Source organism: Pseudomonas sp. DC1.2 (assembly GCF_034351645.1).
Classification (GTDB): Bacteria; Pseudomonadota; Gammaproteobacteria; order Pseudomonadales; family Pseudomonadaceae; genus Aquipseudomonas.
Map to the genome: position 1 here is coordinate 2,342,248 of NZ_CP133782.1, position 22,951 is coordinate 2,365,198.

At 56.9% G+C, this 22,951-nt stretch carries 24 protein-coding genes; 13 read left to right on the forward strand and 11 right to left on the reverse strand.

Annotated features, from left to right (window positions below):
* Nucleotides 1-2: 2 nt before the first annotated feature.
* From kdpB to kdpF, 3 genes are read right to left on the reverse strand one after another with little or no spacing between them, the layout of a single operon-like run.
* Nucleotides 3-2,081, reverse strand: coding sequence for a potassium-transporting ATPase subunit KdpB (gene kdpB, locus RHM68_RS10690; protein ID WP_322222718.1), 2,079 nt, complete (start codon nucleotides 2,079-2,081; stop codon nucleotides 3-5).
* A 10-nt stretch (nucleotides 2,082-2,091) separates the two neighbouring features.
* Entirely contained in the window at nucleotides 2,092-3,864 is a 1,773-nt protein-coding gene (gene kdpA, locus RHM68_RS10695) for a potassium-transporting ATPase subunit KdpA (RefSeq protein WP_322222720.1), read from the reverse strand.
* Entirely contained in the window at nucleotides 3,861-3,953 is a 93-nt protein-coding gene (gene kdpF / locus RHM68_RS10700; RefSeq protein WP_322222722.1) for a K(+)-transporting ATPase subunit F, read from the reverse strand. Before kdpF ends, kdpA begins: the two co-directional genes overlap by 4 nt.
* 348 nt (nucleotides 3,954-4,301) lie before the next feature.
* Here kdpF and RHM68_RS10705 point away from each other — a divergent pair, with 348 nt between their 5' ends.
* Nucleotides 4,302-5,102, forward strand: a complete 801-nt coding sequence (locus RHM68_RS10705) for a hypothetical protein (protein ID WP_322222724.1) — start codon at nucleotides 4,302-4,304, stop codon at nucleotides 5,100-5,102.
* A 44-nt stretch (nucleotides 5,103-5,146) separates the two neighbouring features.
* Here RHM68_RS10705 and RHM68_RS10710 read toward each other — a convergent pair whose 3' ends face one another.
* A complete protein-coding gene (locus RHM68_RS10710; RefSeq protein ID WP_322222726.1) occupies nucleotides 5,147-5,887 on the reverse strand; it encodes a hypothetical protein in 741 nt (246 codons plus the stop codon).
* Nucleotides 5,888-6,302: 415 nt separating this feature from the next.
* Between RHM68_RS10710 and RHM68_RS10715 the strand changes: the two genes are divergently transcribed.
* The 5 genes from RHM68_RS10715 (at nucleotide 6,303) to RHM68_RS10735 (ending at nucleotide 9,562) form a co-directional block, all read left to right on the forward strand.
* Nucleotides 6,303-6,629, forward strand: a complete 327-nt coding sequence (locus RHM68_RS10715) for a hypothetical protein (protein WP_322223759.1) — start codon at nucleotides 6,303-6,305, stop codon at nucleotides 6,627-6,629.
* A 124-nt stretch (nucleotides 6,630-6,753) separates the two neighbouring features.
* The gene (locus tag RHM68_RS10720) at nucleotides 6,754-7,425 is read left to right on the forward strand and encodes an ATPase (protein ID WP_322222728.1); all 672 of its coding nucleotides are present in this window, start codon (nucleotides 6,754-6,756) and stop codon (nucleotides 7,423-7,425) included.
* Between the two features lie 129 nt (nucleotides 7,426-7,554).
* The gene (locus tag RHM68_RS10725) at nucleotides 7,555-7,755 is read left to right on the forward strand and encodes a hypothetical protein (RefSeq protein WP_322222730.1); all 201 of its coding nucleotides are present in this window, start codon (nucleotides 7,555-7,557) and stop codon (nucleotides 7,753-7,755) included.
* Nucleotides 7,756-8,031: 276 nt separating this feature from the next.
* On the forward strand, nucleotides 8,032-8,421 hold the full coding sequence (locus tag RHM68_RS10730; RefSeq protein WP_322222732.1) for a cytochrome c family protein: 390 nt from the start codon (nucleotides 8,032-8,034) through the stop codon (nucleotides 8,419-8,421).
* Between the two features lie 142 nt (nucleotides 8,422-8,563).
* A complete protein-coding gene (locus RHM68_RS10735; RefSeq protein WP_322222734.1) occupies nucleotides 8,564-9,562 on the forward strand; it encodes a bile acid:sodium symporter family protein in 999 nt (332 codons plus the stop codon).
* A gap of 133 nt (nucleotides 9,563-9,695) precedes the next feature.
* Here the strand turns inward: RHM68_RS10735 and RHM68_RS10740 are convergent, their stop codons facing one another.
* Entirely contained in the window at nucleotides 9,696-11,501 is a 1,806-nt protein-coding gene (locus tag RHM68_RS10740; RefSeq protein WP_322222736.1) for a methyl-accepting chemotaxis protein, read from the reverse strand.
* Nucleotides 11,502-12,065: 564 nt separating this feature from the next.
* On the opposite strand from RHM68_RS10740, the gene RHM68_RS10745 reads away from it, so the two are divergent.
* Together RHM68_RS10745 and RHM68_RS10750 are read left to right on the forward strand one after the other, a co-directional pair.
* Entirely contained in the window at nucleotides 12,066-12,269 is a 204-nt protein-coding gene (locus RHM68_RS10745; RefSeq protein WP_322222739.1) for a co-regulatory protein PtrA N-terminal domain-containing protein, read from the forward strand.
* A gap of 71 nt (nucleotides 12,270-12,340) precedes the next feature.
* Complete coding sequence (locus RHM68_RS10750; protein ID WP_322222740.1) at nucleotides 12,341-13,135, forward strand: glycosyltransferase family 2 protein; 795 nt, start codon at nucleotides 12,341-12,343, stop codon at nucleotides 13,133-13,135.
* 18 nt (nucleotides 13,136-13,153) lie between these two features.
* Here RHM68_RS10750 and RHM68_RS10755 read toward each other — a convergent pair whose 3' ends face one another.
* A complete protein-coding gene (locus RHM68_RS10755; RefSeq protein ID WP_322222742.1) occupies nucleotides 13,154-13,633 on the reverse strand; it encodes a hypothetical protein in 480 nt (159 codons plus the stop codon).
* Nucleotides 13,634-13,833: 200 nt separating this feature from the next.
* Here RHM68_RS10755 and RHM68_RS10760 point away from each other — a divergent pair, with 200 nt between their 5' ends.
* Together RHM68_RS10760 and map are read left to right on the forward strand one after the other, a co-directional pair.
* Nucleotides 13,834-14,100, forward strand: a complete 267-nt coding sequence (locus tag RHM68_RS10760) for a ParD-like family protein (protein ID WP_322222744.1) — start codon at nucleotides 13,834-13,836, stop codon at nucleotides 14,098-14,100.
* Nucleotides 14,097-14,888, forward strand: a complete 792-nt coding sequence (map, locus tag RHM68_RS10765) for a type I methionyl aminopeptidase (protein ID WP_322222746.1) — start codon at nucleotides 14,097-14,099, stop codon at nucleotides 14,886-14,888. The genes RHM68_RS10760 and map overlap by 4 nt, the downstream gene beginning before the upstream one ends.
* Nucleotides 14,889-14,955: 67 nt before the next feature.
* Here map and RHM68_RS10770 read toward each other — a convergent pair whose 3' ends face one another.
* Nucleotides 14,956-15,483 carry a class I adenylate-forming enzyme family protein gene (locus tag RHM68_RS10770; RefSeq protein WP_322222748.1) on the reverse strand — a complete coding sequence of 176 codons (528 nt, stop codon included), beginning with the start codon at nucleotides 15,481-15,483 and terminating at the stop codon, nucleotides 14,956-14,958.
* 115 nt (nucleotides 15,484-15,598) lie between these two features.
* Here RHM68_RS10770 and RHM68_RS10775 point away from each other — a divergent pair, with 115 nt between their 5' ends.
* Nucleotides 15,599-16,081 carry a GNAT family N-acetyltransferase gene (locus RHM68_RS10775; protein WP_322222750.1) on the forward strand — a complete coding sequence of 161 codons (483 nt, stop codon included), beginning with the start codon at nucleotides 15,599-15,601 and terminating at the stop codon, nucleotides 16,079-16,081.
* A 42-nt stretch (nucleotides 16,082-16,123) separates the two neighbouring features.
* On the opposite strand, the gene RHM68_RS10780 is transcribed toward RHM68_RS10775, so the two are convergent.
* Nucleotides 16,124-17,056 (reverse strand): AraC family transcriptional regulator, encoded by a 933-nt coding sequence (locus RHM68_RS10780; protein ID WP_322222752.1) that lies wholly within the window; start codon nucleotides 17,054-17,056, stop codon nucleotides 16,124-16,126.
* Between the two features lie 294 nt (nucleotides 17,057-17,350).
* Here RHM68_RS10780 and RHM68_RS10785 point away from each other — a divergent pair, with 294 nt between their 5' ends.
* Both RHM68_RS10785 and RHM68_RS10790 read left to right on the forward strand, forming a co-directional pair.
* A complete protein-coding gene (locus tag RHM68_RS10785; RefSeq protein ID WP_322222754.1) occupies nucleotides 17,351-18,658 on the forward strand; it encodes a sugar ABC transporter substrate-binding protein in 1,308 nt (435 codons plus the stop codon).
* A 71-nt stretch (nucleotides 18,659-18,729) separates the two neighbouring features.
* Complete coding sequence (locus RHM68_RS10790; protein WP_322222756.1) at nucleotides 18,730-19,503, forward strand: L-iditol 2-dehydrogenase; 774 nt, start codon at nucleotides 18,730-18,732, stop codon at nucleotides 19,501-19,503.
* A gap of 139 nt (nucleotides 19,504-19,642) precedes the next feature.
* On the opposite strand, the gene RHM68_RS10795 is transcribed toward RHM68_RS10790, so the two are convergent.
* The 3 genes from RHM68_RS10795 to RHM68_RS10805 form a co-directional block, all read right to left on the reverse strand.
* Entirely contained in the window at nucleotides 19,643-20,962 is a 1,320-nt protein-coding gene (locus RHM68_RS10795; RefSeq protein WP_322222758.1) for an AarF/ABC1/UbiB kinase family protein, read from the reverse strand.
* The gene (locus RHM68_RS10800; RefSeq protein ID WP_322222760.1) at nucleotides 20,959-21,423 is read right to left on the reverse strand and encodes a DUF3429 domain-containing protein; all 465 of its coding nucleotides are present in this window, start codon (nucleotides 21,421-21,423) and stop codon (nucleotides 20,959-20,961) included. Before RHM68_RS10800 ends, RHM68_RS10795 begins: the two co-directional genes overlap by 4 nt.
* Nucleotides 21,424-21,716: 293 nt before the next feature.
* Nucleotides 21,717-22,889 carry a hypothetical protein gene (locus tag RHM68_RS10805; RefSeq protein ID WP_322222762.1) on the reverse strand — a complete coding sequence of 391 codons (1,173 nt, stop codon included), beginning with the start codon at nucleotides 22,887-22,889 and terminating at the stop codon, nucleotides 21,717-21,719.
* Nucleotides 22,890-22,951 lie beyond the last annotated feature (62 nt).

Below are 22,951 nucleotides of genomic sequence, written 5' to 3' on the forward strand. Positions count from 1 at the left end.
CCTTAAACCAGACCAACAGCGGTCAACGCCATGTCGATTATTTTGATCCCAATAAAGGGCACGATCACCCCACCCAGTCCATAGACCAGCAAGTTGCGCCGCAGCAGCATGGCGGCACCGACTGGGCGATACTTCACGCCTTTGAGCGCCAGCGGAATCAGGAAAATGATGATCAGTGCGTTGAAAATTACTGCCGACAGCACCGCAGAATTGGGGCTGGTCAAACCCATGATGTTGAGTGCCGCAAGTTGTGGGTAGGTGGAAACAAACGCCGCCGGTACGATCGCAAAATACTTGGCGATGTCGTTGGCAATCGAGAAGGTGGTCAGCGAACCCCGGGTCATCAGCATCTGTTTGCCCGTTTCCACAACCTCAATCAACTTGGTCGGGTTGCTGTCCAGGTCGACCATGTTGCCGGCTTCCTTGGCGGCTTGAGTCCCCGAGTTCATGGCCACGGCGACATCCGCCTGAGCCAGCGCCGGTGCGTCGTTGGTGCCATCGCCGGTCATCGCGACCAGCCGTCCCTCGGCCTGGTAGCTGCGGATCAGTTCCAGTTTTTGCTCGGGCGTTGCTTCTGCCAGAAAGTCATCGACACCGGCTTCGGCAGCGATAGCGGCGGCGGTGACTCGGTTGTCACCGGTCACCATCACGGTTTTGATCCCCATGCGGCGCAGTTCGACAAAGCGCTCCTTGATGCCGCCCTTGACGATGTCCTTGAGTTCGATGACGCCCAGCACTTTGGCGCCGTCGGCCACCACCAGCGGGGTACTGCCTCGACGCGCCACTTCTTCGACCAGGGTTTGTACGGCGTCGGGAAAGTTTCCGCCCAGACTCTGGACATGGCGCAGGACCGCTTCGCCAGCGCCCTTGCGCAGTTGCCGGGTGCCCATGTCGACGCCGCTCATACGGGTCTGCGCTGAAAAGTGCACGAAGTGCGCGTCGAGCGCTGCAATGTCGCGTTCGCGCAGGTTGAAGCGTTGCTTGGCCAGGACCACGATGCTGCGCCCTTCAGGGGTTTCGTCGGCCAGCGACGCGAGTTGCGCCACGTCCACCAACTCTGCCTCTTTGACACCCGGTGCCGGAAAAAAAGCCGAAGCCTGGCGGTTGCCCAGGGTGATGGTCCCGGTCTTGTCGAGCAGTAGCACATCCACATCGCCCGCAGCCTCTACGGCGCGGCCGGAAGTGGCGATCACGTTAGCTTCCATCATGCGACTCATGCCTGCCACACCGACGGCCGACAGCAGACCGGCGATGGTGGTGGGAATCAGGCACACCAGCAGTGAAATGAGGACAGTGATCGAGACCGGCGAACCCGATTTTGCAGCGGCCACGCCAAACAGCGAAAAGGGCAGCAGCGTCACCGTGACCCCGAGGAATACAATCGTCAGGGCGACCAGCAAGATCGACAAGGCGATTTCATTCGGGGTCTTTTGCCGCTTGGCGTTCTCGACCATCGCGATCATGCGGTCGACAAAGGTTTCGCCAGGGTTGGTGGTCACGCGGATGACGATCCAGTCCGAAAGCACCCGAGTGCCTCCGGTGACGGCCGAGAAATCGCCGCCGCACTCGCGAATCACCGGGGCGGACTCGCCGGTGATGGCGGACTCATCAACCGACGCAGCGCCTTCGATCACGTCGCCGTCGGCGGGTATCACCGAGTCCGCGAGGTCGCCTGCTTCCACCACCACTACATCGCCTTTGCACAGACCGCTCGATTGCGCTAATTGCCACGGCGCGCCGTAGTGCGGTTCGAGCAGCTTCTTGGCCCAGGTTTCTTTTTTCAGGTTGCGCAAAGATGCGGCCTGGGCCTTGCTGCGGCCCTCGGCCAAGGCCTCGGCAAAGTTGGCGAACAGCACCGTGAACCATAGCCATAAGGCGATGGAGAGGATGAACCCGGCGCCGGCTTCGCCCTTGCCAGTCAGGGCCTGGACCCACAGACCGGTGGTGATGATGGCGCCGATGTAAACGACGAACATCACTGGGTTACGCCACTGAATCCTCGGACTGAGTTTGCGCACAGAGTCGGCCATGGCTGGCCGTATCAGTTTCGGGTCGAACAAGGAGAACGCTTTGCGTGTCATGTTCGTGACCTCACTTGATCATCAGAAGGTGTTCGACGACGGGCCCCAGCGCGAGCGCCGGCACGTAGTTCAGCAATCCGACCAGCAACACCGTGCCGATCAGCAGCACCACAAACAGCATGCCGTGCGTGGGCATGGTGCCGCCGGTGACCGCCAGGCGTTTCTTCGCGGCCAGGCTGCCGGCGACGGCGAGCACCGGGACGATGACGCCGAACCGGCCAAACCAGCTGGCGATGGCCAGTAACGTGTTGTAGAACGGGGTGTTCGCCGACAGCCCGGCGAAGGCGCTGCCATTGTTGTTGGCCGCCGAGGTGAAGGCGTAGAGGATTTCCGAGAAACCGTGGGCGCCCGGATTGGCAATCCCTAACTTGCCAGCCTCGGCCATCACCGCGATGGCGGTTCCGAACAGCACCAGCATCGGTGTCACCAGAATCGCGATGGCGACCATTTTCATTTCATAGGCTTCAATTTTTTTGCCCAGGTATTCCGGTGTGCGGCCGATCATCAATCCGGCGATGAACACCGCCAGGATGGCGAACACCAACATGCCGTACAGACCGGACCCGGTGCCGCCGAACACCACCTCGCCCAGTTGCATCAGGACCATCGGCACCGCGCCGCCCAATGGGGTGAACGAGTCGTGCATCGCGTTGACCGCACCACAGGACGCGGCTGTTGTTACCGCCGCAAACAGGCTGGAGGCACTGATGCCGAAACGCAGTTCCTTGCCTTCCATGTTGCCGGCGGTGTTGTCGATACCCAGCGTGGAAAACTGCGGATTGCCCAGTTGCTCGTAGTGGGTGACGGCAATCACCGCGATCACGAAGATGATCGTCATGGTGGCCAGCAGCGCCCACCCTTGGCGGATGTCGCCGACGATGTGGCCGAAGACGAAACACAGCGCTGTGGGGATCAGGAAAATCGCGATCAACTGCAAAAAGTTGGTGAGGGCGGTTGGGTTCTCGTAGGGGTGGGCCGAGTTCGCGTTGAAGAAGCCGCCGCCATTGGTGCCGAGCATCTTGATCGCCTCCTGTGAAGCGACCGGCCCCATGGCGAGGGTTTGCTTGTCGGTGCTGCTGGCCACCGTCACCGGGTTGCCCTGTGCATCAAGGGTTGGCTGACCCGCGTCATTGAGCACTGGAGCCTGATACTGCATGACCTCCAGGGTCGTGACTTCTTTATAAGGGTCAAGGTTCTGAATCGTGCCCTGGCTGATAAAAAACAGCGCAAATACCAACGACAGCGGTAACAGAACCCACAGCGTGACGCGGGTGAGGTCGGCCCAGGCGTTGCCGATACTGGCCGTGCTGTGGCGTGCGAACCCGCGAATAAGCGCAACCGCCACGACAATGCCGGTGGCGGCTGACAGAAAGTTTTGCACCGTCAGCGCGAGCATTTGGGTCAGGTAGCTCATGGTCGATTCGCCGCTGTAGGCTTGCCAATCAGTGTTGGTGACAAAACTGGCGGCAGTGTTGAACGATGAATCAGGTGTGATCGCGCCAAAACCTTGGGGATTGAATGGCAGGACGCCTTGCAAGCGTTGTAAGGCGTAGACGGCGAGTAAACCCAGCGCGTTGAACAGAATCAGGGCCAGCGCGTAGTGCAGCCAGCTCATTTGCGTCTCAGGCTTGACGCCGGCCAGGCGATACAGCGGCGACTCGATGCGCGCGCCGAAGGCAAATCGCCCTTCCATTACGCGGGTCAGCCAGCGCCCGAGCGGCCAGGCCACAATGCCCAATGCCAGGAGAAAGGCCCCCAGGAGGACCCACGCTTGAGTCGTCATAGAAAGTCCTCCGGAAACAGCAGCGCGGCAATCAGATAAACCAGCAGCCCGGCAGCGATGATGCTGCCGAACAGATAGAAGCCTGTCATGACCGTCTCCTGTCGAGCGCCGCACAGCCTCGCGCCAAGCCGACCAGGCTAATGAAAAATAATCCACCGAGTAGCAGAAAGATAAAGTCCATGGCATTCCCTCCAGCAGTGAGGCAAGCCTAGTCGGCCCTTTGGTAAGTTGTTGACAGGATGTTGGGGTAAAAAATAAAGATCCTATAAAGAGACCGTTCGGACCCCAAGTGCGGGTCATCCATCGCCGTGTCCGGGCGGGTCGGTAACGACGCCGTCCCGATCCCCTGCAACTGCTAAGCTTCGTACTCGCGGCGCTTGAGGCGGTCGTTGACCGTCGGGCCAGCAACAGACGGCAATCTGCAAGGAGGCAGGCTGATGGTGATCAAACGCGTAGGTGGTACGAGTGCGAGCAGCGTTCCCGAGCCGGTCGGTCGGGAGGAGGTGGAGCAGGTGCTGGCGCTGTTACTGGCCAGTCCGTTGTTCGCCAAGTCGAGGCGGATGGGCAGCCTGTTGCGGTTCCTGGCTGAGCACGACCTTAAGTTGTCGAGCGTTGCTCTCACTGAACACGCGATCGGGATCGGGGTGTTTTGCCGCGATCCAGCGGTTTATTGCACCGGCGATGATCCGGTCGTGCGGGTACAGGTCGGTCGGTTGCGGCGCAAGCTCGCCAGCTATTACGCCACGTTGGGCCAGCAGGATTTGGTACGGTTGAGCGTCCCGGCCGGTTGTTATCGGCTGGCGTATGAGCGATTTAGATCCAGGATGGAGGGTACCCGTCATCCGGTGTTACAGATTCAGCCGTTTACCTGCATCACCCTTGATGGCGACGACTTTACTCGGGGCCTGTGTGAAGAGTTAAGTTGCAGGTTATTCGAGTCGTTTGAGCAGACGCAGACGCGTGCCAGCCATGTGTTGATGAAGGTGTCACGCAGCAGCGTTCAAGCACCGGCCCAAGGGCGGGCGGGGCGGTGTAGCTATTCTTTGGAAGGTAGCGTGAGAGTGGAACTGACTCGTGTCCGGGCCTCGGTGCGTCTGGTTGATGCCGCTCAAGGGCGGATCCGCTGGTCCGAGCAGTTTGATCGCAGTCGTCCGTATAGCATCGCGACCCAGCAAGATCTGGCCGAGTCGATCTGTCGGTCGCTGACGGGTTATTTTGCCAAGGTTGACGATGGCTGAGCCGGGTAGAGAGGGGCAACCTACAGTTGCCCCCGATGCTGCTGTTACACGATTGTCCAACTGCCGCCAGAGTAGAGACGGGTCGCGTTGTTATCGAAGGTCATGTCGATCTCGATCGATTGCGAGCGCGAGGTGCTGAACATGGTGCTCGTCTGCACGTTCTGCTCAAACCATACCAGGATCGTTTCGACGGGAGTCAGCACAGTAGATCCTGTGACCACTTGTTGTGAAGCGACGTAGATGGGGGTCGTGACCTGTACGCCATCGATGCCGGTGGAAAGTTGACTCACCCCTGGGTGAATTGGACCGTAGTTGTTCACCAGGGTGATGGAGGTATTAGGGCCGGCGCTCGTTGGCTGGCCGAGAAGGCCGGAATTATCGAGTATTGCCTGTTGGCCGAGCCCGATGTTGACGAGGTTGGTCGATACATCAACCTGCACATTGGCCTGGAAAGAGTTGGAGCCGAACAACTGATACTGCGGCGTCCAACTGAAGGTGCTGTTGCTCAGGTACTGGACATAGGATTGCCAGACTACGTTGTAGGCCTCATTACCGACCTTCTTGGCAAAGCACAGTTTGTAGCCTGATTGCTTGAGTGTGGTCAGGTCGCCTGAGGCAATCTGGATTTTGACCACTTTCTGAGTGGCTGCCAGGGTCGACGCCAGCACCTTGCTGTAATCGGAAGGTTTCAGTGCCTGAGTGGCGCCCAGAAGCGACTTGACGGCCGCTTGCACGTCATCGTGCAGTTTCTGGTTTTGTTTGGTTACAGCGTTTGACTGACTCATGATGACCCTCTGTCTTGGTTGTGTGTTGGGCAATCAATGGGCAGCGGGCGTGGAATTCGACCCATATCAGGCAGCACCCGTGACAGTTCTTCCATGCCTCCACTGGTGGGAGGCGGGCGGTGCCGATGATGTGTCACAACCCTGTAAGCACATTGACGGCTTCACAGTAGGCGCCGGTAACAGGGGGATAAAGTGTCGTGGTGTTACATTCGCGGAGGCCCCGGTGCTACGCCAATGCGTCAGGTAACAACCGGCGTAGCGCTGATGTATCACCGAGCAAGACAGCGCGGTTGTCTTCAACACATCCTGGACATCGCACTTTTCTTTCTAAGTTGGCCGGGCTTAAGGCATTTTGCTGGCCCCTAAACCCTTGAGGTATTGCCACAATCGCCATCATTTTCAGATGGTTAGGTGAATTCAAGTGCGCACTCTATTGATCTCGCTCGCCCTGGCGAGCGTGGCTGTCTCTGTCGAGGCCAAAGAGTTGATGGCGAACGATCGGTATATGTGCAGTTGGGGCGCGGGGACGGCTGCCAGGGCGCAGGAGCTGAAACTGTCGGGTGTCTCACTGTATGCCGCTCGCCAGAAGCTACAGTCTTACACCTTCAATAAGTCGTGGATGCGAATGATGGCTTTGGGTATTACCGAACAAACCTATGACAGTTCGTCACGAATTAAACCGGCGGCAGTCCGGCAGAGTTTTTATGAAGAGTGTGTGAAGTACAAGTTGGCGCGCAGGTGACGCTCACCGTCGCTGCGTATCATTTGTCCTGTCGATAGTTACCATCATAAATTGCACGTTTTGTTTTTTTGGCAAAGGAGGAGGATAGCGCCATACCGATTCTGTTTTTGAAGGAAACCGCGCGATGAGAATTTCAACCCTGCTGAGTCTTCTCGCCGTACTGACTGGTGGCCTTGTCACCATCGCGCCCGCTTACGCAGCCGAAGAACAGTCCTGCCATTTTCTGCCCCTGTCCGACAGCACTGCTGGCCTGCAACATGGGCAATCGGTGGGGGTGCTTTACAGCGAAAACACGCTCAATACCCTGCAATACCTTGAGCAGTACCACGCCGTCGCGCTCAAAGGTGCCAAGAGCGCCGGGCTCGACTCGCGTATCAGCAACGCTTTTATCAACAGTTCCGACCCTGCGTTGGCAATCAACTGGCTCAAGGATTCACTGCAAAAGCAGTTTGCCTCGGTGACCGTTTACGACAACTTGGATGCACTGGTGCAAGCCCGCCCGGATGTGGTGGTGATGCTGGACACCTACAGCAGCCTTGTCACACAGCGTAATACTCACGTCGAAGCGCGCTTCCTCGCCAAATTTTACGATTCGAACCTGCAGTACATCGGCAAGGCCGAAGGCTCGAGCGGCAAGCAATTGTCGTCGATTTGGGTCCATGGCAAAGCAGCGCCGGAAATTGCCGCGCAAATAGATCAACAGCGCGACCTTCAGGTAGATGCGTTGAAGAAATTCGATGCATCGCTGAAGGCCTTTGTGACGTCCAACGAAGTCGCTCGGCTGGCAACCAAGTAATGGCGTGATTCATTAGCTGAACCTATGCTGTCGGTCAGCGATGTTTCATTATGTTTCACACGGCCTGGGGACTTAGGATGAAGACTCAGACCGTGCTTTGCCCCGCTTGCAGCCAAAGGGAACGAAAAAATGAAGTCGAACCTCCTCAAAGTCGTGTTGATTGCCGGCGCATTGCTTCTGAGCGCCTGCTCCGGCGTCAGCAGCAGCAGCTGTTTCTCACAAGACTGCCAATCGCTTGATAGCCATAACCCCAACAAGCTGAAGTTTGGCGGCAGCGCCATCGGCAATAACTTCAATCAGTACAGCTCGGGGCTGTTGCACGACGACTGAGGGGCTGGGTCCTCTCATCCAGGATCACCGACAGGTCTTGCCGGTGATGCCTGATTTCAGCCGCTCGGAAAAAGTCGACTCAAACGCCATCGCCTCTGCCTCCACCGTCGTTGTCTACCTCAGATCCTTCAGGCTCTGCCCGGTTTTATTCCCCCAACGCTCGCCACACTGTCCAGTCCGGTACTGAAATATCGACCTCGATGTTTCGATATCGAAGCTTGCCGTGATCAAATAGCTGCCGGCGTTTGCTAAGCAACCCCTGACCTGGAGCAGAAAATGAAAAACACCGCAGCACTGACTTTTACCTTGATGCTCGTTGCAGGATTACTCGGCACCCCGGTAGAAGCGGCCGGTGACGCTGAAGCAGGCGGCAAACTCTTCAACCGCACCTGCGGTGGTTGTCATCAGGTTGGCGGTTCGGCACGTGGCGGCTTTGGTCCCCAGCTCAATGGTGTTTTCGGGCGTGTGGCCGGCAGTACGTCGGACTACCCGTATTCGGACGCTATGAAATCATCCGGCGTGGTCTGGACCCGCGAAACCCTGGCGGCCTATATCGAGAACCCCAAAGCTGTGGTCTCTGGAACCCGCATGATCTTCTGGGGGATCAGCGATCCGGAAAAAATCGAAAACCTGCTGGCCTACCTGCAGACATTTCAGCCGCAGTAATTTGTGCCTGCGGTGGGAATAGGTTGACTCAATCTCTGTTCATGTCCTTTAGACGGCATCTACTGGCTCATTGGCGTTAGTCGGTCATCTGCTGGCGCGTTAGAGTCAGCGCAACGTTCTTGGCAACCCCCGGATAATCCTGATGACCCGCCCTCGTTTTCTGCCCGACAACTTCACCTTGACCCTGATGGGTGTGGTGACTCTGGCTAGCGTGCTGCCCGCCAGCGGTCAAACAGCGGTCGGTTTTGGCTGGCTGACCAACATTGCCATTGCCCTCCTGTTTTTTCTGCATGGCGCTAAGCTTTCTCGCGAGTCGATCATTGCCGGTGCCGGTCACTGGCGTCTGCATTTGCTGGTGTTCGGTTTGACCTTTGTTGTTTTTCCGTTGCTCGGTCTGGCGCTCAAACCACTGCTTTCACCGCTGATCGGCAACGATCTGTACATGGGCATGCTTTACCTCTGTGCGCTTCCGGCGACAGTGCAGTCAGCGATTGCGTTTACCTCGCTTGCGCGTGGCAACGTCCCGGCGGCGATTTGCAGTGCCGCGGCATCCAGCCTGTTTGGCATCTTTCTCACGCCGTTGCTGGTGACGCTGCTGCTGGATGTCCACGGCAATGGCGGCTCGACGCTTGACGCCATTCTGAAGATCGGCGTGCAACTGCTCCTGCCGTTTATTGCTGGGCAAATCGCTCGGCGCTGGATGGGGTCTTGGGTAGGACGCAACAAGAATTGGCTGAAGTTCGTTGACCAAGGGTCGATCCTGTTAGTGGTCTACGGGGCGTTCAGCGAGGCAGTGAACGAAGGTATTTGGCACCAGATCCCGCTCTGGGAGCTGGCCGGGCTGGTCGTGGCCTGCTGCGTGTTGCTGGCGCTGGTATTGCTGGCGTCCACTGTAGTTGGCAAAGCCTTTGGCTTCAGCCAGGAAGACCGCATCACGATTCTGTTTTGCGGTTCGAAGAAAAGCCTGGCGACCGGCGTGCCGATGGCCCAAGTGTTGTTCGCCGGGAGCACCATGGGGGTGTTGATTTTGCCGCTGATGCTGTTTCATCAAATACAGTTGATGGTTTGCGCAGTGCTGGCGCAGAAATATGCCAAGCGCCAGGAGTCAGTGGCTGAACTGATGGGGCAGGTGGATCCTTGATCATCAGCATTGGGTCTGCCAACAGGCCTGGGGATTTCTCAGGCGCGCGCTGATCGTACTGATTGTGGCGGTCTGCGGCCTGCGACGCGTGAGCGCGCCGCAGGCCTTGAGAGCACACGCTCTACATGTTGAATCAAGACACCACGGAGCGCAGTTCACCTGCCAACAACGAAAGCTCGTCAGCGGTAACGGCGTTATCTTCTATGCCCTCCATCAACACGACGCTGCCGTTACGAATCTCCGTTACGTTGCGGTTAATGTCTTCCGATACGGCATGCTGCTGAACTGCCGCACTGGCGATCTGGGTGTTCATGCCGACAATCCGCTTAACGCCTTCATTGATGGCGTCCAGACTTGTCGATGCCTGATCGGCAGAGGCAATGCAATCCTGCGCTCTGTCCTTGCCGGCCTTCATTTGCTCTACGGCCGCTGACGTCGCGAGTTGCAACTCTTGAATGATTCGACGGATTTCTTCAGTCGAACGCTGTGTGCGTGACGCCAGGGTTCGAACTTCGTCGGCGACGACGGCAAAGCCACGGCCTTGTTCCCCGGCGCGGGCCGCTTCGATGGCCGCATTCAACGCTAGCAGGTTGGTTTGATCGGCGATGTTGCGGATCACCTCAATGACGCCACCAATCTCTTGGCTGTGTACGGCAAGCGCTGAAACTTTTTGCGCGCTGAGTTCAACTTCGTTGGCCAAGGCTTCAATCGTCACCCGAGTGTCCTGCATCACCACCAAGCCGCTGCTTGAGGCGTGGCTGGCTTGCTCAGCTGCGTGGGCGGCACCTTCAGTGTTCTGCGCCACGTCGGCAACGCTTGCGGTCATCTCGTTTATCGCCGTGGCGACTTGCTCGGTTTCACCCTGTTGTGAGTTCATCGATTGCTTCGCACGATCAATGGACAATCCCAAGCGGGAGGCCGCCTCTGATACCGACTGAGAACTACGCTCGACTTGAGCCAGCGAAGTACCAAAAGCCTGCACCATGTGATTTAGGCCATTCCCCACGTCCGCCATTTCATCTTTCCCTCGCACCTGGACGCGAGCCCTGAGATCGCCCTGAGCGATAAGACGCGTGGCGCTCAGCACCTCATCAATGGCTCTGCGCATCGCACTGTAGATACCGCTGAACGCATAAATCAGCAGCAACCCCATGAAGGTAAACATGGCCAGGATCAACGTCCTCTCAGAGGATTTCTTTTGGATTCTTTGTTCCAGCACCTCAAACAGCGCGTCCTGCAGGATGTCCTGAGCCTTGTACAACTCGGCGACAACAGCATTGCCCTTCGCCAGCAAACCCTGCGTGCCGCCCACGTTGTCACGTGTCGCACCGATCAGCGCCTCGAGGTCACTGCGCAAGCTGTCCAGATTCGTGAGAGAGCTAGTCACCGGCAACTGAATTTTATCGGCGAGTGCCGGCTCTTTACGGCGCAGGAGGCTTAGGCTTTGCTGAAGGTCTTTGCGCATCTGCGTCTCTTGCTTGAGCAGTGACTTCAGCGAAAACCGGGTGCTATCGCTCAGCGGTTGCCCCTCCCGCAGACCACTGGCCATGCCGCGGAGCTGGCCCACGACATTGATTTGCCGCGGTAGCCGCAAGGTGCTCTGGTCGATCATGAACAGCGACGCGTAATCTTCATCCAGCACCATTCCTGAGGTGGCCGAGACGAAATACACGAAATTCAACGTCTCTGTCAGTTGATCGTTCCAATCGTCGAACGCCTTGGTCTGGCTGGCATCGACTTTTACCCCATCAATCAGCCGCTGCGCCCCTGAGCGCAAGCGTTGTACGCGGTCACCGGTTTCGAGCTCCGCGTTGAATCGTCGGTCAGTGGTTTCAAGTTTCGAGAACGCGTCTTGCAACTTTGCCTGATTGGCTGACAGGTCGGCTTGAGCCGTTGAGTCGCTGCTCAGCAGGCGGTTCGTTAAGGCCCGCTGCAACATTGATAACCGTGGCTTCTTCGTCCACCTCATGGCGCGATAGCGCTTCTTACTGAGAGTCCGCGGGCGGCTTGAGGGTGGTCCGTGAAAACGTAAGTAAATAAAATTTCATTGAGGCTTTCGACGGCGATGCTAATAACTTTAAATAAACTTGTACATTTATTAAAAGTTGTACAAGTTTGAGCGTTTTTGGGAGAGTGATGCCGTTGTGGCATCAGTGTGTTTGCCACGCCCGCAGGATGCCTGCGTCTTGCGCCAAACCGCGGTTTAGAGCGGTGTCGGCGCGCTGGAGTTAGGGGCGCTGCCGTCGTGCTTTGAATCGAAAAAGTCCTGCTCTGCATTAAATGCCGCCTTGTGCGGCACCCCTAATCGTCTTTCCGCAAACGCAAACGTGACGACTGCCGCGGCCGACTATTGCGTCCCGCGTGTGCTCGCAAGAAAACCAACTCAGAAAAAAACCTGAAAAAAAATTCATTTGGCGGGGAACAGGGTGAACGGTCTGGTACAGCAGACTGAGTTCAACCAGCCAACAGTGTGTTGGCTGAACTCAATACTGGAGATGTTTTTATGCACGGCCTGAAGGTTTTTTTGCTGGTGACGTTAATGAGTGCTTCTGTAGCAGCGATGGCGGAAGGCGGTGGCGATACCGTCATGGCCAAGATGGAAGCTGCACGAGAATCCGCCATGACCACGTACCAACAGTCAGACACTGATACTGCCATCGCCGATAATCAGAACACTTCGCTTGATGAAGCCGCACGGTCGAATTGATCGCGGGCACATTGCTTTAAATCTACGAAATTAGTCGTTGCATCGGTTTAATAATCGAGGATCAATAGTCCATGACCTGCCAATCTTCCACGACAGCAAACTACAGCATTGTGTTGGTTAACTACAAAACACTTGAACTGACTAAAACGTGTCTCATGCTGTTGCAGGATGCTTTGCGGGGTACGGGTGTTCCGGTGATTGTGGTCGATAACAACTCTGACGATGAGAGCAGTGATTACTTGCGCACAGTGGACTGGATTCAACTGCTCGAACGCAAGAGCCCCTATCGCGAGCCTGGCAATATTGCCCATGGCCGGGCGCTGGATCTCGCTTTAGAGCATGTTGAAACCGATTACCTGTTTCTGTTGCATAGCGATACTTTTATTTACGATCCTTCTGTATTCACCATGATGATAAGTGAGTGCAGTGGTGCGCGCGAAGTGGCGGCCGTCGGATGCCTGGAGCAACTGGATCGTGGTGTCGCTCGTTCAACCTGGCGACTTATTTCACGTTTTTTCAAACACTACTCTCGACGCTCTTTATTAGCGTTGGGTATCGAGGTAAGAGCACCAAAACCCTACAGAGAAAAGCATCTGAAGAGCTTTTGTACGCTGTGGAATGCGGCGCTCATCAAGAAGCACGGGTTTCACTTTCAAATGGATGATCGTAATCCAGGTTATGAGTTGCAAGACAGGATGGTTGCGCGGGGTTATCAGATCGGTTTTATATCGCCGCGGAAGATGTTTACCTACCTTGATCATATTCAAAGTGGCACCGTTGCAGCGATGGGGGGTTATTCCTCCAGCCACCGAAGAGTCAAGAAATATGAACAGGTCACACAACAGCGGACATTGAAGGCTTACTAGTTTGATAAAACCAGTGTGCTATTCCGTTGTGTGTTTGGACATCGTTACATTGAGCGCTTCGGAGACAAGAGCGGTCAGTATGGGCTTGGCGCTCGACTGCATCGTGTTACCAATTTCGGGTTGGCGCTCTACGACTTTACCCGCGTATTTTGATGCTCGACCTTCAGCGGCGAGTGACGACAACTCTTCTTCAGAGAATGATTTTTCATAGGCTTGCGCGATGTTTTCATCCCACTTGGGTTGGTACTGGGGCAGCAATGCGTTGATTTCGTCAGACACGGCGCTTGCAGCACCCGCACTGCCCAATGTTGAGGTAATCAGTGCGTAGGTTGCCGTTCGCTTGGCGACCGAGAGTGCGATGTCGTGGAGGTTTCGGCCTATCTGGGCCTGCGCAACGAACGTGCGGGCATCCTTTAGTGAGGCTGTTTCAGCGGACACGGTGGTTGAAAGCGCAACGAGCAACGTCAACGCGATAGAGCCAAACCACGGTTTTTTCATTTTTTCAGCACCCTAAAAGCGGCCTAAGTGTGAGCTCGGTGTTGTGTTGTCACCGAATGTTAGCGGGAGTGGTTTTTAACACGGTGGAGATACGTTGAGTATTGCGCAGACAAAATCACCCGCCGTGCGCCCTGAAATTGCGATTTTTACGCATCATCGGCTAATATACGATCCATATGCATTTCATATAGGGTTTGACGATGGGCATTGTAAAAATTTCAGAGCACATGCACGAGAACCTGCGTATTGCCAGCGATGCATTGAGTCGTTCGATCAATGCCCAGGCCGAGCATTGGATGCGCATAGGGATGCTGGTGGAGTTACACCCCAACCTCGACCACAACGACATCAGTCGCTTGCTGATTCGCGCCGAACTGGCGGGTGGCCTTGATTTGAAAAATTTGTCTGCGCTCGCGGAGATGTCACACAGCGTTCAAGCGCACGCTGCGCCGAGTATCACCCAATGAAGACCAACGTCCCGATCAATACCTCTGAGCAAATAGCCCTGTCGGGCGCGGCGGGTAAGCTGGCGGCCGAGGTGCTGGCGATGATTACCCCCCACGTCAAAGCCGGCGTCACCACCGACGAACTCGACCGACTCTGCCACGACTACATCGTCAACGTGCAGAAAGCCATTCCCGGTAATGTCGGCTATCACGGCTTTCCGAAAACCGTGTGTGCGTCTGTCAACCACGTGGTGTGTCACGGCATTCCGTCTGCAAAGGCGCTTGAGAATGGCGACATCGTGAACATCGATATCGCGGTGGTCAAAGATGGCTGGTACGGCGACACCAGCCGCATGTATTTTGTCGGCGAGCCGACCCCGGAGGCTCGACGCCTGGTGCAGACAACGTATGACGCCATGTGCGCCGGTATTCGCCTCGTGCGCCCCGGCGCGACGCTGGGTGATATCGGTCACGCGATCCAGACCGTGGCCGAGCGCGAGGGGTTTAGCGTGGTTCGCGAATATTGCGGTCATGGCATCGGCAAGGTCTACCACGATGAGCCGCAGGTTCTGCATTACGGTTATCCGGGTCAGGGCCTGGCGCTGAAAGCCGGGATGATCTTTACCATCGAGCCGATGTTGAACGCAGGCAAACGCCATGTGAAAACCCTGGCCGATGGCTGGACGGTGGTGACCAAGGATCATTCGCTCTCGGCCCAGTGGGAGCATATGGTGGCGGTTACCGACGATGGCTTTGAGGTCTTGACCCCTTGGCCTGATCCGTCCGACAAATTTCCGCTGATTGTTTAGGCGCCAGGGCGGCGGGCGAGGAGGGCTTACGCGCTCCTCGCCGTCATTGCACATGCTGAGTCAAACGTTAGCTGATCTTGCGTGACGTACCTTGCCAGTACTTTTCACGAACTTGTCGGCGCAAGACTTTGCCCACTACTGAGGTCGGCAGTTCTTCAACGAATACCAGCGTTTTTGGCGACTTGTAACCGCCCAGTCGCACGCGTGTCTGCGCAATCAGCTCATTAACGCTGACAGATGCGCCCTGACGCAGAATCACTTCGGCATGCACCGCTTCGCCCCATTCGGGGTGAGGAATGCCTACCACCGCCGCCATCAACACCGCCGGGTGCGCCGCCAGCGCGGCTTCGACCTCTACGGCATAGACGTTGAACCCGCCGCTGATGATCATGTCTTTGAGCCGATCAACGATGTACAGGTAGCCGTCGCTATCGATATAGCCCAGGTCACCGGATTTCCAGGCACCGTCGCAGAACTCGGCGGCACTCGCATCGGGGTTTTCGTAGTAGCCCTTGATGACCGCTTTGCAGCGAATGCGGATTTCACCGGTCTCGCCCACCGACAAGGGCGTACCTTCGGCGTCAGTGATGAACACGGGTCGCTCGTTCACAGCGGCAGTGCGCCTTTGAATTCGACGTTAAAGCCAGGCTGGGAACACCCGGTCTGGCTCTCTATACTCGCGGCTCAGGACGACCGCCAGAGCGCAAGTGATGCCCGACACCCCCCTGCAAAATCACGCGATCATTTTGGTCGTGGCGCAACCCCAAGACGCGGAAAAACTGGTGGCCATTCGAATTGAGGCCATGCGCGAAAGCCTCGAACGTGTTGGGCGATTTGATTCGGTACGTGTGCGTGAACGCTTTCTTCACGGTTTTGAAGCCAGTAATACACGCCACATCGACGTGTCTGCCGAACGGGTTGGTTTTGTGGTGCTCAAGCATCAGCCGACGGAACTGCTGCTTGACCATTTGTACGTGAAACCGAGTGCGCAAGGCTCAGGTATAGGGTCTGCTGTGCTCGCGCAGGTTTTCCAAGAGGCCGATGCGGTATCGCTTCCTGTCAGGGTGGGGGCTCTTAAAGAAAGCGCGTCAAATCGCTTTTACCTGCGCCATGGCTTCCAGCTCGTCGCACGGGGCGAGTTTGATAACTACTATGTTCGCCCGTGCGGCAGTGCGGCTGACTCAACCGGTTAGCCGAGGTTATCCGCACCGCCGTCCCATGATGACGCGCGTCGACTATCGGCATTGATGAACACGGCGGCGGTGGAGCGATGTCTCTGCCGTGTCGCGACGATAGTCGCTGGGTGTCTGTTCCATTTCGATACGGAAGTGCCTGTTGAAGTTAGACAGGTTTTCATAACCCACCTCAAAGCAGATGCCGGCCACCGACATCTGTGTTTGCTGCAACAGCCTGCAGGCGCGCTGAACCCTGAGCTTGCGCATGAGATCGATGAAGCCGTGGCCGGTCTCTCTTTTGAAAAAGCGTGAAAAACCAGGCTCGCTCATGTCCAGGCGCTGAGCGATAACAGACAGGCGAATATCGCCTGTGAGTTCAGTCAGCAGGTATTCAAACGCCTTGTTAATGCGCTCTGCGCTGCGGGCGTCGAGGGTGGGTGAGTAGTAGGCGCTCGCGAGCATGTGAACATGCTGCGAGGGCGCTTTCATTAGCGTGTTAATCAGTTGCAGAAATAGAATCAAACGCTCAAGACCTTGTGCCGAGCCTATGTCCTCCAGCAGTTGCGCTGCGTGCGCCGCTGTTTGTGCGGTGAACTCCAGGCCCCTGCGAGCACGGTCAAACAGGTGTTGAAGATCGCCTAACTCGGGCAGCGTACCTCGCAACGCCAAGAGTGCTGCGCCATCGAACTGCAACACAACATCGCGTCCCTTCAGGTATTCGCCTGGCGCCAGGTCGCCGATCCAGTCATGAGGAAGGTCGGGACCGATCAGCGCTACATGACCGGCACCAAACGCACCGATGTAATCGCCCGCAACCAGCTTTCCGCTGCCTTGGCGAATCAGGTGGATTTCGAATTCCGGATGATGGTTCCAGCGAGCCAGATCGTAGGGGTAATCGTGCTCATACCAACGAAAACAATGTTCGGGTTGTGGAAGGATGACTTCCAGCTCGGCGGGTCGCTGCTCGAACAGGGCTGCTCGACTATCAGGCATCTCATGCCCCTTTTATCGTTATTGGTTCTTCGTGTACGGCCAACATACGCCTTGTGGGCTGGAAGCTGCTAGCTCACGTATTGCCTGAAGCTGATACTTTTTTGACGCAGGGTGGTCGATTCGGGTTGGGTTAAAAAAGTACCAGGCAGGCATCCTCCAGGCGTTTGTCCGGGCTTTTTTAAGCTGCTGTAATCAAGTCGTCCACCCTGGCTGGTCAGACGAATTTGATCAGCGTGGGTTAACAACAAAAATAATAGCTCCCGTCGTCCACGGCGCGGAGCGGAGAGCACGACGATGAACATCCCGAAAGCGCTTTTCCTTTCTGCAAGCCTGTCCTTTGCCCTCGTCAGTCACGCCGCCGAAACAGTGACCATTGCCACTGTGAACAATGGCGACATGATCCGCATGCAGCGGCTCTCCAGGATTTTTGAACAGCAGCATCCTGATGTGAAACTTAATTGGGTCGTGCTCGAAGAGAACGTTCTACGTCAACGCCTGACCACCGATATTGCCACCCAGGGTGGACAATTCGACGTGCTGACAATTGGTACCTATGAAACGCCGCTTTGGGGCGCTAAAAATTGGCTCGAACCGATCACAGGTTTGCCTCCGGAGTACGACCTGGAAGACATTTTTCCTTCGGTACGCCAAGGTTTATCGGTCAACAATGCGCTTTACGCGCTGCCGTTCTATGGCGAAAGCACCCTTACTTATTACCGCACCGATCTGTTCAAACAAGCAGGTCTGAGCATGCCGCAGCATCCCACCTGGACGCAGCTCGGTGAGTTTGCGGCCAAACTCCATCAGCCTGACCAGGGTCAGTACGGAATGTGCCTGCGGGGCAAGGCCGGATGGGGTGAGAACATCGCGCTAATGAGCACGATGGCAAACGCGTTTGGTGCCCGCTGGTTTGATGAAAAATGGCAGCCGCAGCTCACCAGTCCTGAATGGGTGGCAGCGGCGCATTTCTACGTTGATACCCTCAAGAAATACGGGCCGCCAGGCGTGTCGAGCAATGGTTTTAACGAAACCCTGGCCTTGTTTAACAGCGGTAAGTGCGCCATCTGGGTGGATGCCAGCGTCGCGGGTTCGTTCACCACGGACAAAGAGCAAAGCAAGGTCGTTGGCAGTGTGGGCTTTGCCCCTGCACCTACGCAGGTGACCGACAAAGGCTCGTCTTGGCTGTATGCATGGTCATTGGCGATACCGACAACCTCCCGGCACAAAGACACTGCAAAGGCCTTTATCACGTGGGCAACCTCTAAAGAATACATACAGCTCGTCGCAGAAAAAGACGGCATCACCAATGTGCCGCCCGGCACTCGGCAGTCCACTTACAACGAGGCCTATCTGCGGGCAGCGCCTTTTGCAAGCGTTACGTTGCAGATGATGCAACAGGCAGATCCCGCGCATCCCTCCCTCCAGCCTGTTCCTTACGTCGGCATCCAGTACGTCACCATTCCCGAGTTTCAGGCGATAGGCACTGCCGTAGGGAAGTTGTTTTCGGCGGCGCTCACTGGGCAGATGTCGGTCGATCAGGCTCTCGCCGCCGCACAGACCTCCACCGAACGTGAGATGAAGCGCGCCGGTTATCCCAAGTAATCCCGCAACCTGCTTGCGCCCTCTGTGGGAGCAGGCCTGCCTGCAATAGTTAGCTAACGGATGAACACTCAATGAAACGACTTGAAGGTAAAAGCGCGCTGGTTACCGGATCCGCCCGAGGCATTGGACGTACTTTTGCTCAGGCTTACATCCGAGAAGGCGCGACGGTCGCCATCGCGGACATCAACCTGGAACGGGCTCAAGCCACGGCTGCCGAGTTAGGGCCTAACGCTTATGCAATCGAGATGGACGTCACCCGTCAAGCGTCTATCGATGCGGCGATCGCTGCTGTCATTTCGCGGGCAGGTCAGTTAGACATCGTGATTAATAATGCTGCGTTGTTCGATCTGGCGCCCATTGTCGGCATCACCCGCGACAGCTTCGAGCGTTTGTTTTCGATCAACGTCGCCGGAACCCTGTTCACCCTACAGGCAGCGGCGCGGCAAATGATCGCCCAAGGTCATGGCGGCAAGATCATCAACATGGCCAGCCAGGCAGGCAGGAGAGGGGAGGCGCTTGTGGGTGTTTATTGCGCGACCAAAGCAGCCGTAATCAGCCTTACGCAGTCAGCGGGCCTGGACCTTATAAAACATGGGATCAATGTGAATGCCATTGCGCCAGGGGTCGTCGACGGTGAGCATTGGGATGGCGTTGATGCGATGTTCGCCCGGTATGAGAACAGGCCGCTGGGGGAGAAGAAGACGCTGGTCGGTCAGGAAGTGCCCTTTGGGCGGATGGGCACCGCTGAAGATCTGACGGGCATGGCGATTTTCCTCGCTTCAACTGAGAGCGAATACGTGGTGGCTCAGACCTACAATGTTGACGGTGGAAACTGGATGAGTTGAGGTCGTGCCAGCGCAGTGACGAACAGTGGAAAGAACGCTCTGGACTCTCCAACGCTAGCGCACAAGCGTAAAGGCGTGTGCGTTGTCAGAGCCCGAGGCGGTCAACTATTTACCTGGCCGTCTTTTGTCCAAAAAACGCTCAAATCACGTAAGGCTGGAACAGGCGTCGAACATCCACCCGAGCCTTCAGTTTGGCGGCCAACAGGTACAGGCCTCCCACCTTGCGGTGCAGGAACAGCACATCTACGGGGGGCGTGTGCCAGAAGTCGCGGTCGGTGCCCAGTTGCCATCCGGTATCGCGCAGGCGCGAGGCCAAGTCAGACGTCGCAAAGTCATAGGCGCCTTCATAGCGCAGTGGTTCGCAGGCTTGGCTGATAATCTCAGTTAGCAGCGTCCGGTGTTTGGGCAGGGTTTCAGGCTGAAAGTAGCCGACTTCAAGCGCTGCTTCGGCAATCGCGGCGCGGTCTTCTCGCAGGCCTGCAATCAGCAAGCGGCGATAGGCCTCTGTGCTGCTGCGGGCATAAAGGCGCGTGGCACCGAAGTCGAGCAATACCATGCGGCCGGTGTCCTGCTGATAACGGTAGTTGGCAAAGTTGGGGTCGGTCTGCACGCACTGGAACTCGAACACCTCGCGCAGAAGCAGGCCGAACAGCAACAGGATGATCCGGTCGCGCACTGCCTGAGGCGCGTGCTCCAGTGACTCCACTGCTACCCCGTCGGCGAACGACATCACCAGAACGTTCGGCGTGCTGAACTCGGCATACGCACGCGGCACCAGAAACTCAGGACTGTCGGCCAACAGTTGATGAAAGTGCCGTAAGTGCTCGGTTTCTTTCAGGTAGTCCGCTTCATCCTGCAGTTGACGCTTGGCCTCTTGAAGCAGAGGTGCGAGGTCCATGCCTTTAGGCAGCAGCCCCGACACCCGCAGCAAAGTAGCGACGTTATCTACATCGCTGGAAATGCTCTCGCGCACGCCGGGGTATTGCACCTTGATCGCCAGGCGTTGGCCGTCTTTGCCTAGCGCAGCATGAACCTGGCCGATGGACGCGGCCGCCAATGGTGTGAAGGAAAACCGTTCGAAGTGTTCTTCCCAGCCCTTGCCCCAGCTTTCGTTGAGGACTGCCACCAACTGGCTCATGGGCATCGGATGCGCGTCGGCGCGCAGACGAGAGAGGATTTCGGCGAGCGCGCGTGGCAATAATTCCCCTGCATCCATCGATAACAATTGCCCGACCTTCATCGCGGCGCCACGCAGTTGCGACAGTTGTTCCACCGCTCGATGCACATTGCCCGGCGTCAACAGCAGATCACGCAGCGCCGGACGGTTACCTTGAGCCAACTGCCGAGCACCTTCGGCCAGCATGCCGCCCGCGACGCCCGAGGCCAAGCCGCCAAAGCGCATCAGCCGCGACAAGCGACTGCTCGGCACGACCGCTGAGCCTGGCTCGCGCTGTTTCATGAGCGAATCGCGACAACGATCGCGCCAAGCAGCAGGCACACACACGCCACGAGGGTCAGCCGCAATCGCATCGGCAGGTACCAGGCGGGCAGGCTTATAACCTGCAACAGTTGCCGGTCCTGCCAGAAGTGGGTGACAAATCCGACGATCAACAGCAAGCAACCCCATGGCACCGGCAGTAACGTGGCAACCCAGGCGATAAGCGCCGGGATGACGCTCCAGATGAGCCGGTCGCGGCGCTGCTCGGCGCTCATGTCTTGCACGGTCATCGCAAAGCCCCAATGCAAGGCGCCAATGAAGCTCAGGATAACTGCGCCATAGTTGACCAGCGCCACTGCCCACAACGGTCGATATTCGAGAGAAAACGGGATCAACAGCGCCAGACCAATAAACGGCAGTAAGCCGCCATAACCCAGCAGGGCGACGTGCCTTGGCGGTGAGGTCGAAGACAAGACGTTCATGCGTATTCCTTCCAGTGACCGACATTCAAGACTGTAGGCCTAAAAGCTCCCCACTTGGTTCCAACGCTGTTCACTTAAGCCAGCGTTTTGTGATTGCCTTGAGTGAACGGCATTGTGCAAGCGTTCACGGAAGCTATTGTGTGCCGGCGCTGCTTCCTGTCGCCAAAGCGCTTCAGGTCCGGGCGCCCGCTATTGGCCCAGGCTGTGTAAAAACGCATGCTCGGTTTTGAGCAAAGCCAAGACAGGGTGTGCATCATGATGACTGCCACGCGGAAGGGATTCGCACCAGCGCCTTACCCTCTCTCGCAAAGATCATAAGCGCCGAAGATGATCGCACTCACTGCGCTCAGCGCCTGTTCTTTGGCCAAGTCTGAAGGAACACCAAAATGGCTCGAATAGTAGGCCGCCAACTCATCGCTCGCGTCACGAATTGATGCCTGGTGCTGTGCGATAAAATGCGGCAGGTCGACCTCTTTTGTTGGATCGCCGTTGTTCGCATCCTGATCGCCTGGACTGATATCGAGTGTTTTCGCCTTCCATAAATCTGTGCGGTGCAAACGAACAGCAATCAGTGTGTAGTCAAATTCACGGGCGAGACTGAAGCGAGCGGTTCCCTGACAGTCCGGTTGTGTCGCCACCGCCGCGTCCTTCAGTCGATCCAGCGCTTTCAATCGCGGCGTCATCGCCATACAGTCACTCTGAGTCAAGTGGCCATCGATTGCTCCTGCGTATTGCGAGTGCAGAACCGCCATCAACCCGGGGCGCCGCACAAGCGCCGCACACGGCATTGTCAACGCGTCTTTGTCGACCGACACGACATTCAAGAAGGCGGAAAAGTTTTTATCCGATGACGCCGCATCGTGTGCATTTTTAACGCTGGACAACGGCGATGCCCACGGTTTGTCATGAAGCGCCTCGAAAGGCTGGGCAATCAGTTTCTCCACAACTACCGCCCGATCGACCTTATCGTCGAGGGTCGCGTAGCGATAAATGGCTTCGTACAGGGGGGCGGATCTGGGATTTTGTCGGGCAAGCTCCGCCAGTGCGGCATTCGGTTCCCGGAAAAGCGCAGCAACGGCCAATGGGTTCAGCCGGTCATCGTAGGCACTGACGAGACAAGTGTGCATATCGTCATTCGAACATTGCTTGTCGCGCGTCTTTAGCCAATGCCGTTGCAAGGTTTGCTGCTGCGACAGACCTTTGTCTGAAGCGTCCGAACGGGACGCTGCGAACAGGATCGCCATTGTTCGATCCCGCGTGGACAGCGCGGGATCATTACAGATCATCCTTTCGATGGCATTACTCGACGCCCCACATGAAAAACTTGGGCCAGACATTGTCGGGTTCTGAGCGGCATGCGCAATGGGTGTTCCCAGCGCAGCAGCGAGCAGGGGCAGAACGATAATCAGCTGTTTTATTCGAACCGCGTATGACATGACCAGCAGTCCATTCTTGGTATTCAACACGCATGCTCCGTTGACTTATTGTCATGTTTAAAGATGCTGTCCACACTTATCCCGCAAGCGGG

Excerpts from the sequence above, each read along its gene's own strand:
- RHM68_RS10775 (WP_322222750.1), top strand. The coding sequence starts at position 15,599 with ATGCCCGACACCCCCCTGCAAAATCACGCGATCATTTTGGTCGTGGCG.
- RHM68_RS10705 (WP_322222724.1), top strand. The coding sequence starts at position 4,302 with ATGGTGATCAAACGCGTAGGTGGTACGAGTGCGAGCAGCGTTCCCGAG.
- RHM68_RS10740 (WP_322222736.1), bottom strand. The coding sequence starts at position 11,501 with ATGTTGCAGCGGGCCTTAACGAACCGCCTGCTGAGCAGCGACTCAACG.
- RHM68_RS10780 (WP_322222752.1), bottom strand. The coding sequence starts at position 17,056 with ATGCCTGATAGTCGAGCAGCCCTGTTCGAGCAGCGACCCGCCGAGCTG.
- RHM68_RS10750 (WP_322222740.1), top strand. The coding sequence starts at position 12,341 with ATGACCTGCCAATCTTCCACGACAGCAAACTACAGCATTGTGTTGGTT.
- RHM68_RS10710 (WP_322222726.1), bottom strand. The coding sequence starts at position 5,887 with ATGAGTCAGTCAAACGCTGTAACCAAACAAAACCAGAAACTGCACGAT.
- RHM68_RS10795 (WP_322222758.1), bottom strand. The coding sequence starts at position 20,962 with ATGAAACAGCGCGAGCCAGGCTCAGCGGTCGTGCCGAGCAGTCGCTTG.
- RHM68_RS10730 (WP_322222732.1), top strand. The coding sequence starts at position 8,032 with ATGAAAAACACCGCAGCACTGACTTTTACCTTGATGCTCGTTGCAGGA.
- map (WP_322222746.1), top strand. The coding sequence starts at position 14,097 with ATGAAGACCAACGTCCCGATCAATACCTCTGAGCAAATAGCCCTGTCG.
- RHM68_RS10745 (WP_322222739.1), top strand. The coding sequence starts at position 12,066 with ATGCACGGCCTGAAGGTTTTTTTGCTGGTGACGTTAATGAGTGCTTCT.
- RHM68_RS10725 (WP_322222730.1), top strand. The coding sequence starts at position 7,555 with ATGAAGTCGAACCTCCTCAAAGTCGTGTTGATTGCCGGCGCATTGCTT.
- kdpA (WP_322222720.1), bottom strand. The coding sequence starts at position 3,864 with ATGACGACTCAAGCGTGGGTCCTCCTGGGGGCCTTTCTCCTGGCATTG.
- RHM68_RS10800 (WP_322222760.1), bottom strand. The coding sequence starts at position 21,423 with ATGAACGTCTTGTCTTCGACCTCACCGCCAAGGCACGTCGCCCTGCTG.
- kdpB (WP_322222718.1), bottom strand. The coding sequence starts at position 2,081 with ATGACACGCAAAGCGTTCTCCTTGTTCGACCCGAAACTGATACGGCCA.
- RHM68_RS10720 (WP_322222728.1), top strand. The coding sequence starts at position 6,754 with ATGAGAATTTCAACCCTGCTGAGTCTTCTCGCCGTACTGACTGGTGGC.
- kdpF (WP_322222722.1), bottom strand. The coding sequence starts at position 3,953 with ATGACAGGCTTCTATCTGTTCGGCAGCATCATCGCTGCCGGGCTGCTG.
- RHM68_RS10760 (WP_322222744.1), top strand. The coding sequence starts at position 13,834 with ATGGGCATTGTAAAAATTTCAGAGCACATGCACGAGAACCTGCGTATT.
- RHM68_RS10790 (WP_322222756.1), top strand. The coding sequence starts at position 18,730 with ATGAAACGACTTGAAGGTAAAAGCGCGCTGGTTACCGGATCCGCCCGA.
- RHM68_RS10735 (WP_322222734.1), top strand. The coding sequence starts at position 8,564 with ATGACCCGCCCTCGTTTTCTGCCCGACAACTTCACCTTGACCCTGATG.
- RHM68_RS10785 (WP_322222754.1), top strand. The coding sequence starts at position 17,351 with ATGAACATCCCGAAAGCGCTTTTCCTTTCTGCAAGCCTGTCCTTTGCC.
- RHM68_RS10755 (WP_322222742.1), bottom strand. The coding sequence starts at position 13,633 with ATGAAAAAACCGTGGTTTGGCTCTATCGCGTTGACGTTGCTCGTTGCG.